The 635-nt window shown below is 43.6% G+C and carries 1 protein-coding gene; it reads left to right on the forward strand.

Features of this window, described 5'->3' with window-relative positions; translation table 11 throughout:
- The first annotated feature begins 37 nt into the window (after nucleotides 1-37).
- Nucleotides 38-517 carry a hypothetical protein gene (locus ACP45E_RS22420; protein ID WP_017038364.1) on the forward strand — a complete coding sequence of 160 codons (480 nt, stop codon included), beginning with the start codon at nucleotides 38-40 and terminating at the stop codon, nucleotides 515-517.
- The last annotated feature ends 118 nt before the right edge of the window (nucleotides 518-635 follow it).

Below are 635 nucleotides of genomic sequence, written 5' to 3' on the forward strand. Positions count from 1 at the left end.
TTGCCGCTTAGCAGAGCGTTAGTTCAAAGGAGTCACAATGAGCACGAATGGAAGACAGTTTGAGGCTTTTGAACGTTTTATATCTCTTCTTCCTCATGGGAAAGAGCGTGAGCTTGTAATATTGAAGGGACACTTGTTGATAGAAGAACAAGTGAGGCTAGTTATCGATAGTAAGCTACCAAACCCGAAGATGTTAAAGGAAGCACGACTCACATGCGATCAAGCAATTTGCTTAGCCCAGTCACTTGTCCCTGAAGATGCGGATAAAAATTGTTGGAACGCCGCTAGAAAACTAAACAATATTAGAAATAACATTGCCCATAAAGTTGAGCATAAGGGGCTTACCCACCAGGTTGAAGCCTTTATTAAAATGGTTCCTATCGACTGGGGTAACGCCGACAGAGATACCGCGTTTGAGCTGGCTTTGTGGGGTTTGTTTGCAAAAATATCGTCATACGTCGAGGGTGAGTTCTCAGATGCAATGAAAGCACTAATTCCTGACGCGGAAACAATTTAAACTAACAAACGCTTTAAGACGGATTCGCAACGCTCGGCGGTTTTGGTTTGATTTGGCTTATGTGTTTACGGTGCAATAATTGAGTGTTGTGGTAGCGTTGCTCACCACTTAAGCGGGC

The organism is Vibrio genomosp. F10 str. 9ZD137 (genome assembly GCF_049974785.1).
GTDB lineage: Bacteria > Pseudomonadota > Gammaproteobacteria > Enterobacterales > Vibrionaceae > Vibrio.